Source organism: Vicinamibacteria bacterium (assembly GCA_035620555.1).
Taxonomy (GTDB): domain Bacteria; phylum Acidobacteriota; class Vicinamibacteria; order Marinacidobacterales; family SMYC01; genus DASPGQ01.
In genome coordinates this window covers 1-8,094 of the sequence record DASPGQ010000659.1, presented here as the reverse complement: position 1 = coordinate 8,094, position 8,094 = coordinate 1, and the positions used below count along the sequence as shown (strand labels likewise).

7 protein-coding genes and 1 tRNA gene are annotated in these 8,094 nt (G+C 61.2%); 5 read left to right on the top strand and 3 right to left on the bottom strand.

Annotated features, from left to right (window positions below):
• Window positions 1–979 (bottom strand): ABC transporter permease (locus VEK15_26730; protein HXV64323.1); only part of this gene is annotated, 979 nt, incomplete at its 3' end.
• 101 nt (window positions 980–1,080) lie between these two features.
• Here VEK15_26730 and pip point away from each other — a divergent pair.
• Window positions 1,081–2,016, top strand: coding sequence for a prolyl aminopeptidase (gene pip, locus VEK15_26725; GenBank protein HXV64322.1), 936 nt, complete (start codon window positions 1,081–1,083; stop codon window positions 2,014–2,016).
• Between the two features lie 30 nt (window positions 2,017–2,046).
• Here pip and VEK15_26720 read toward each other — a convergent pair whose 3' ends face one another.
• Window positions 2,047–2,985, bottom strand: a complete 939-nt coding sequence (locus VEK15_26720) for a hypothetical protein (GenBank protein HXV64321.1) — start codon at window positions 2,983–2,985, stop codon at window positions 2,047–2,049.
• 10 nt (window positions 2,986–2,995) lie between these two features.
• Window positions 2,996–5,023, bottom strand: coding sequence for a M1 family metallopeptidase (locus VEK15_26715; GenBank protein ID HXV64320.1), 2,028 nt, complete (start codon window positions 5,021–5,023; stop codon window positions 2,996–2,998).
• A gap of 187 nt (window positions 5,024–5,210) precedes the next feature.
• Here VEK15_26715 and VEK15_26710 point away from each other — a divergent pair.
• From VEK15_26710 to clpX, 4 genes are all read left to right on the top strand, one after another.
• Window positions 5,211–5,295 (top strand) — tRNA-Leu (locus VEK15_26710).
• A gap of 22 nt (window positions 5,296–5,317) precedes the next feature.
• Window positions 5,318–6,589 carry a trigger factor gene (gene tig / locus VEK15_26705; protein HXV64319.1) on the top strand — a complete coding sequence of 424 codons (1,272 nt, stop codon included), beginning with the start codon at window positions 5,318–5,320 and terminating at the stop codon, window positions 6,587–6,589.
• 11 nt (window positions 6,590–6,600) lie between these two features.
• Window positions 6,601–7,182 carry an ATP-dependent Clp endopeptidase proteolytic subunit ClpP gene (gene clpP / locus VEK15_26700; GenBank protein HXV64318.1) on the top strand — a complete coding sequence of 194 codons (582 nt, stop codon included), beginning with the start codon at window positions 6,601–6,603 and terminating at the stop codon, window positions 7,180–7,182.
• A gap of 24 nt (window positions 7,183–7,206) precedes the next feature.
• Window positions 7,207–8,094, top strand: an 888-nt coding sequence (clpX, locus tag VEK15_26695; GenBank protein HXV64317.1) for an ATP-dependent Clp protease ATP-binding subunit ClpX, incomplete at its 3' end; no start/stop codon positions are given.

Below are 8,094 nucleotides of genomic sequence, written 5' to 3'. Positions count from 1 at the left end.
TCAGGAGCTGCCGGACGATGCGGCCCCGGCGGGCTCCGAGGGCCGAGCGAACCGCGACGTCCCGCTCGCGGGCGCGGGCCCGGGCGAGCGTCAGGCTCGCGACATTCACACAAGCGATGAGGAGGACGAATCCTACGGCAGCGAGAAGAACGGTGAAGCTGACGCGCATGATGTCGTAGCCGAAATTGAGCGCTTCGCGAAGCTCTTTCACCGATACCCCGGAGAACCGCCCGTCGATGTCCGGGTAGACCGCCTTTAGCTCGCTCTGGATGCCTTCGAGCTCGACCCGGGCTCTCTCCCGAGTCCAATCGGGGCTCAACCGACCGAGGAGAATATGAAGGTCGCGGTCCCTCGGCTCCGCCGAAGTCGTGGCAGCGAGCGGGATCCACATCTTGACTCCCCCGAAGGGAAAGTTGAACCCGGGCGGCATCACCCCGATCACCGAGTGAGGGATGCCGTCGAGAGAGATGACGGTTCCCAGAATCGACGGATCCGCACCAAACCGGCGCCGCCACAAGCCGTCGCTGAGTACGACGACTGCGGAATCCTCGGAGTCCCCGGGCTCGAAGGTTCGGCCGAGACGCGGCGGCACTCCGAGAAGGCCGAACAGATTCTCGGACAGCACTCCGGCGACGAGGCTTTCGGGGCCTTCGGTCCCGGTCACGTTCTTGGTCGTGTAGTAGTAGGTCCCGAGCTCCCGGAACGCTCGCGACCGCGCTCTCCAGTCCTCGACCTGAGGGATCGAGAATCGGGCGCCGTCCCATCCTCTCAAGGTGTCGACCTGGCCAACCTGAACGAGCTCATGGGCGTCTCGAAACGGAAGGGGCCTTATGAAGTAAGGATTCATGAAGCTCACGATCATCGTGTTGGCGGCGATGCCGAGAGCGAGAGTAATCACGACCACCACGGCATAGCTGGGTTTCGCCACCACGTTGCGCCAGGCGAGGACGAGATCTTGCCCGAAGGGATCGAATCTCATATGAATCGAGAACGGGAAACGCCACCGGAGAGTTCCCGAAAGTTTCGACGGTCTCTCTAGAAGGTTGGACGAGCGCGGCCGAGCTGTCTTAGGCTTCAACAATGAACGACGAGCTTCCTCCTTACGAGAGCGGGCACTTTCCCGTCGGCGGCGGCCATCGGCTCTATTACGAGCGATACGGCAAACGGGGCGGTCTTCCGGTCCTCTTCGTTCACGGCGGACCCGGCGCCGGCTTCAGCGAGGACGACAAACGTTTCTTCGACCCCGATCGGTTCGACGTGCTGCTCTACGAGCAGCGGGGCGCGGGGCGCAGCGAGCCGTTCGCGAGTCTCGAGCAGAATGACACCGACGCTCTCGTCGAGGATATCGAGCGCCTGCTCGATGCCTTCTCCCTCGAAAGCGTCGTGCTCTTCGGAGGGTCGTGGGGATCGACGCTTTCGCTCGTCTATGCGATCCGCCATCCCGAACGGGTTCGCGCGCTGGTCCTCCGGGGAATTTTTCTCGCCAACGAGGCCGCGATCCGACATTTCGTGGGAGGCGCGGTCTCAGAATTCTTCCCCGAGGTGTGGGAGCGCTTCGCGGCGCTGGTGCCCGACGACTGGAAGAGCGGCCTTGCGAGTTTCTATCTCGAACGGATGCTGTCCGGCGACGAGGAGGAGCGAGAGCGCTACTGCTACGAATGGGCGCGTTACGAGCTCGCGCTCCTCAAGCTCGACTGGACGGAGACCCCGATGCGGGAGCTTCTCGAGCACTACAACTACCGCTCGCTCGCCCCTCTCGAAGCGCATTACACGGCCCACGGGTGCTTTCTCCCCGAGGACTACATTCTAAAGAACGCGGGCGCGCTCGACGGAAAACCCGTCAGCATCGTTCACGGGCGTTACGACATGCTCTGTCCTCCCCGACAGGCGTTCGAGCTTCACCGGAAGCTACCCGGCTCGACCCTCCGATACGTTCGCGCCGGCCACTCCTCGAGCGAGGAGGCGATTCGGACGGCCCTGATCGAAGAGCTCGGCCGGCTCGCGCGGTCGCGGTAACTCTCGTGCTCGGAAAACCTTCCCCAGAGCTCAGCTCTCCGATTCGAACAAGGCGAGCTGGCTGGCGTAGAACGTGAGCCGGAGCACGAGCTTGATGACGAGGTAGGCTTGTCCGACCAAGAAAGCCATTACTACGGAAGCCGGCGTCGCCTGTCCCGCTCCCGGCGCCGTCAGGTGGTAAGCCCCGAGAAGGGCCAGGCCCACGAGACCAAGGCCGTAATAGAGCGGCACTGTCTTGGCGAAATGGCCCAGGACGAACCCGAATCCTCTCAGAGCCGCCAGCAGCATGCTGTTGCGATTCTCTTTCAGGGTGGCGATCTTCGCGTAGTCGAAGGCCATGTTGACGAGCGTCAACAACACCAGGACGACAACCGTGGCTGCCACCACGTACCCAAGGACAATCTCTTCGCGGGTCACGTCGCGCGTCGCGGTCTCGATCCGGGAGAAGAGCCAACCCGCCAGCCGGTAGATGCCGTAGTAGAGCGCCGCGGAGATCAGAGCGAGCCGCAAGAAGCGGAAGAAGAAGGTGGCGCCGTGGGAAAGGAACTCGGAAAGCCGGAAGATGCTCGCGCGGTCGGCGTAGCGCTGGAGAATGCCTCCGAGAAAGAAGGTCCAGAGGACGGCGTACAGGATGCCCAGACCGAGGATCGCAGGGTACGACTCGAAGAGACTTCCATTGAGCCAGCTCTCGATGTTGTCGAAGAACGCCCCCGCCCCGACGAGCGTAGGTCCGAAGGTATCCTCGAGGCCGTTCGTGCTCGCGTCGAACTCCCCGTACCAACCGCTGTCGAAACCGTCGCGAAGCTTCTGATAAACGAGACTCGCCCCGATGGATTCCTCGATCGAGTGCGACATCACCAGAGCGGCCGGAATCGCCGCCGCGAGATTCACCGCAAAGAGCACGAGGACGAGAGCGGGAGACGAGAGGACTCTTCCGAATCCCTCGAAAAACGAACCGACCGCCGACATCGAGATTCCCTCAGACAAAGAACGCGAAAGTGGACAGAAGGTCCTGAAGCCATATCATCCACCTGGAAGCCCATTTGCGTGCGGGAAGCTTCGCCTTCGGCTCCACGAGCCTGGAGTTGTTGGTGTAATCGATGTCGAGAAGGAGCTTTCTCTCGGGATCGACCGCGGCGAAGCGAAGCTTGGAGGGGCGTTCCTCGACGTATAGCTGCCATCGGTCACGACCGTCCCACTCGTGAACGAGCTCGGTGCCATCCTCGAAAGTGAGGAGCACGTCCACGGGAAACGTCGCCGCGCCATAGCGACGAACGACGACCTCGGTGCGGAACAAATCGTCGCTCTTCTCCTCGTGGTGAGCGAGTGCCTCGTCGAATCCCGCAACTTCGACCGGGGCGCTCGACACCGAGTGAACTCCATAGTCGAAGTCGTTCGAGCTTCGATACACCTGGTCGAAGAACCAAGAGAGGTCACGCCCGCTCACCTCGTTGGCGACGTCGAAGAAGTCCTGGGGCCTCGGGTGCCGAAACCGATACCTTTCGAAGAACGTCGACATGATGTCCTGCAAAACCTCCCAGCCCAGATACCGCTCGAGCGTGGCCAGCCACAAAGCCGTCTTGTTATAGCTGTGGGCGCCCCCGGTCGAGGGAAAGTAGCGATAGGTCGGCGTGGACTGAGCGTCCCAGGTGGCCGCGTCGCGATAGCCATCGAGTCGATTCCCACTGACCATTCGATCGAGCTTGACGTCGTCGAACATGACGGGGAGGAAGCCACCGAGATCGGTTCCCCGCGGGTTGAGGTAGCGCTTTACGAAGGAACGGTCTCCGTAAGTCACGTCCATCGTGCGCGCGGTCGAGAAGGTATTGAATCCCTCGTCGAGCCAGGCGTGCTCGAACTCGTTGTTCCCAACGACGCCATACCAGAATTGATGTCCGCATTCGTGGACGGTAACCCCTTCGGGCGAGCCTCCACCGAACGGATTGAAGAGCCTCGTGCCCGCGGTGAAGAAAGTCGGATACTCCATGCCGCCCGCTCCACTTCCATAAGCGGGATCGACCACGGTGACATGTCCGTAGGGGTAGGCGCCGTACCACGTACCGTAGCTCCTCAAGGCCGCCCGGGTTGCCTCGAAATGTCTATCCTTTTGCGCCAGGTGCTCGGGTTGGAGCAGGAGCGTCATGTCCACGGCGGGCAGACCGGATTCGTCGAAGCGCTCTTCGAAGACGAGGTAATCCGGGCTCGCCGTCCAGGCGAAGTCGTGCACGTCTGCCTGCTGGAACCGATACCTCGTCTTGCCGTTCGCCTCCTCTCGCGCGACTTCACGACCGGTCGCTCCTACCACGAACTCACTTGGAACGGTGATGCCGACGTCATACTCTCCGTAATCGGAATAGAACTCGGTCCCGGCGTGAAACTGATGCGCGTTCCATCCGGTTTCCTCGAGAACGGCGATCTTGGGAAACCATTGGGCGATGAAGAAGAAATCACCCCGAAAGCCGGTACGGGCGAACGTTCGCGGAATTTTGGCCTTCCAGGCGATCTCGACCTGTGCCATTCCCTCGGGTGGAATCGCCTCGGGAAGCGGTAGCACGAGGAGCGTCCGGTCCTCGGGATTTCCGTCGTCGGGAGACTCGAAACGTGCTTCCGAGGTCAGATCGATGCCGGGAACGCCGACATCAGGAACGAGCTCGATCGAAGAAACGTCGATGTAGCTCCAATCCCCCTCGACCGGGTTCTCCCGGTTCCGCCCGTTTGACCGGAGGCGCGACTCGAGAAGCCACGTGCTTCGATTGTTCCGCCAGGCATTCCAATAGAGGTGGAAGCGAAGATCGGAGGCAGGAATCGCCTGAATGTTGCGCCAGGTGAGCGTCTCGGTGCCGGTCAGCATCTTCGTTTCCGGATCCAGCTCGACCTCGATGCGGTAGTTGGCGTTTCGAGGCGAGAGGGGCTCGTCCTGAGCCCGCGACGAGGACGCTGCCAGGAGCGCCAGAAAAACGAATGCCGGTATGGATATTTCACGACTCGTCCGACTTCGTCGCGGCATCGGCCCTCCTCGGAAAAGGGGCGCGATTATATCAGGCACGGTTTCGCTCATGCGCAAGTCATCGCCTCGGTCCCTCGTTGACGGCTCCGAGGGGTATGTCTAAAATAGCTCGGTCGCAAGATTGACTTTGACGTTGGCCCGCGGTTTCCTGTTCACGTCTCCAAATTTCTCCCGACGAGGTTCCCATGCGAAAGTGGCGGAATTGGCAGACGCGCTGGACTTAGGATCCAGTGGGGTAACCCGTGGGGGTTCGAGTCCCCCCTTTCGCACCAGAATGTCCGAGGACGTTTGCCGTTGAAGGTCGATTATCTCGAGGAGGGCTCCTCACGGCGCCATCTGGACATCGAGCTCCCCGCCGACGACCTGCAGGAAGCTTTCGAGGAGGGGGTGGACCGCCTCAAGAAGAAAGTCAAGCTTCCCGGGTTCCGCAAGGGGAAAATTCCTCGGGACGTCATTCGGTCCCGCTTCCGACCGGACGTTCTGAGCGAGGCGGTCAACGTGCTCGTGCCCCGGGCTCTGAACGACGCGTTGAAGGAGCACAAGCTCTATCCGCTCGACGATCCGAAGATCTCGAAGCTCGAGTCCGAGCTGGGAAAGCCCCTGCGCTTCCGCGCATCGTTCGAGGTGATGCCTGAAGTCGAGGCCAAGCACTACGAAGGTCTCGAGGTCGAGGCTCCCAAAATCGAGGTCACCGATGAGCAGGTCGAGAAAGGTCTCGAGGCGCTGCGCGAGGAGCACGCTCGCTTCGATCCCATCGAGGTTCGCGGGGCGCAGGATGGGGACATCGTGGTCGGAGATCTGATCGAATCACCCGTGCCCTCGGGCAAGCGCGAGACGCACGAAGGGATCTCGTTCCCGCTCGGCTCCGGAGGATATCACCCCAAGCTGCACGAACGGCTCCAGGGAGCACGGCCAGGGGATGTAATCTCCTTCGAGGCAGCCTTTCCCGAAGATCACCAGAATCCAGCCCGGGCGAGCAAGTCGTTTCTGGCCGAGTTTCGCGTCGTCGAGCTCAAAGAGAAGGTCCTGCCCGAGCTGGACGACGAGCTGGCGAAGGATCTCGGAGAGTTCGACAACCTCGATGAGCTCAGGGAGCATTTGAGAAAGCAAGCTCGAGCGGAGGCGGAGCGCCGCGAGGAACAGGAGCTCCGGAGCCGCCTCCTGGCGAAACTGGTCGAAGTCAACCCTCTCGACGCTCCCGATTTCCTCGTCGAGAACGAGCTCGACGCCCGGCTCGAGGCCGCGGCAAACGACCTGTATCAGCGCGGCATCGACCCCAATCGAGCGCAAATCGACTGGCGAAACGTGCGCCGCAACGAACGTCCTGCCGCGGAGAAATACGTAAAGGCGACGCTCCTGCTCGGGCGCATCGCCGCCCAGGAAAACTTGCGGGAATCGGACGCCGAGGTGGATTCGGAGATCGAGAAACTCGCTTCCGCCCTCGGCAAGAGCGCCTCGGCACTCAGAGCCCAGATGGCCAAGGAGGGCGCCCTCGAGCGTCTTCGGCAGAATCTGCGCCGGGAGAAGGCTGTTGACTTCATTCGGCAACGTGCTAAACTTAAATAGGGGTTGAACTTATGCTAATCCCGATGGTGGTCGAACAGACCAACCGGGGTGAGCGCGCGTACGATATTTATTCGCGCTTACTCAAAGACAACATCATCTTTATCGGAACTCCCATCGACGATAATCTGGCCAACCTCGTCGTGGCGCAACTGCTGTTCCTCGAAGCCGAGGACCCGGAGAAGGAGATCTCGGTCTACGTGAACAGCCCGGGGGGCTCGGTGACGGCGGGACTCGCCATCTACGACACCCTGCAATTCATTCGACCCGACGTCACGACATACTGTATCGGTCAGGCGGCGAGCATGGCCGCGGTTCTACTCGCGGCGGGCACGCCGGGAAAGCGCTTCGCATTGCCTAATTCGCGCGTCATCATTCACCAGCCTTCCGGGGGAGCCCAAGGACAGGCGACGGACATCAACATCCAGGCGAAGGAGATTCTTCGAACCCGCCAACGCCTGAACGAGATCCTGGCTCGCCATACGGGTCAGGACATCGCGAAGATCGAGTCCGACGTCGAGCGGGACTTCATCATGACTGCCGATGTCGCTCGAGAGTACGGTATCATCGATCAGGTGATCTCGAAACGTACCTAGGGTTGGTACCGCCGGGACGGAGCCATCGTGTCCAAGAAAAACGGAGATCCTGAAGTACTTCGTTGTTCGTTCTGCAACAAGGATCAGAGCGACGTGCGAAAGCTCATCGCCGGTCCGACGGTCTTCATTTGCGACGAATGCGTCGAGGTCTGCAACGACATCATCGCCGACGACAACCGGTTCGACAATCGTTCTCCGAGCTCGAGCCTCCCCACGCCGGTCGACATCAAGCAATTCCTCGACGAGTACGTCATCGGTCAGGAGGACGCCAAGAAGCGGCTGGCCGTCGCCGTCTATAACCACTACAAGCGCGTCCAGATCATGAAATCGAAGGCGCGGCAGGACGTGGAGCTCACCAAGAGCAACATTCTGCTGATCGGCGCCACGGGAACGGGGAAGACCCTCCTCGCCCAGACGCTGGCCAAATTGCTTCGTGTCCCGTTTTGCATCGTAGACGCGACCACGCTCACCGAAGCCGGTTACGTGGGCGAGGACGTGGAGAACATCATCCTCAAGCTCCTCCAATCCGCCCAGGGGGACATCGAGAAATGTCAGGAGGGGATCATCTACATCGACGAGATCGACAAGATCTGTCGGAAGGACGAGAACCCCTCGATCACTCGCGATGTCTCCGGAGAAGGGGTGCAGCAAGCGCTGCTCAAGATCCTCGAGGGGACCGTGGCCAACGTTCCGCCCCAAGGCGGGCGCAAGCATCCCCACCAGGAGTTCTACCAGATCGACACGACCAACATCCTGTTCATCTGCGGCGGAGCCTTCGTCGGGCTCGAGAAGATCATCGAGCGCCGCGCGGGAAAGAAGAGTCTTGGTTTCAGGGCGGAGCTGAGCAAGAAGAAGGAGCGAACCGCCGAGACGACGCTCTCGCAGGTGCAGCCGACCGACCTCATCAAGTAC

What these genes read in the sequence shown, in the direction of transcription:
- clpP (HXV64318.1), top strand. Translation starts at nt 6,601, where the DNA reads ATGCTAATCCCGATGGTGGTCGAACAGACCAACCGGGGTGAGCGCGCG.
- pip (HXV64322.1), top strand. Translation starts at nt 1,081, where the DNA reads ATGAACGACGAGCTTCCTCCTTACGAGAGCGGGCACTTTCCCGTCGGC.
- VEK15_26715 (HXV64320.1), bottom strand. Translation starts at nt 5,023, where the DNA reads ATGCCGCGACGAAGTCGGACGAGTCGTGAAATATCCATACCGGCATTC.
- VEK15_26720 (HXV64321.1), bottom strand. Translation starts at nt 2,985, where the DNA reads ATGTCGGCGGTCGGTTCGTTTTTCGAGGGATTCGGAAGAGTCCTCTCG.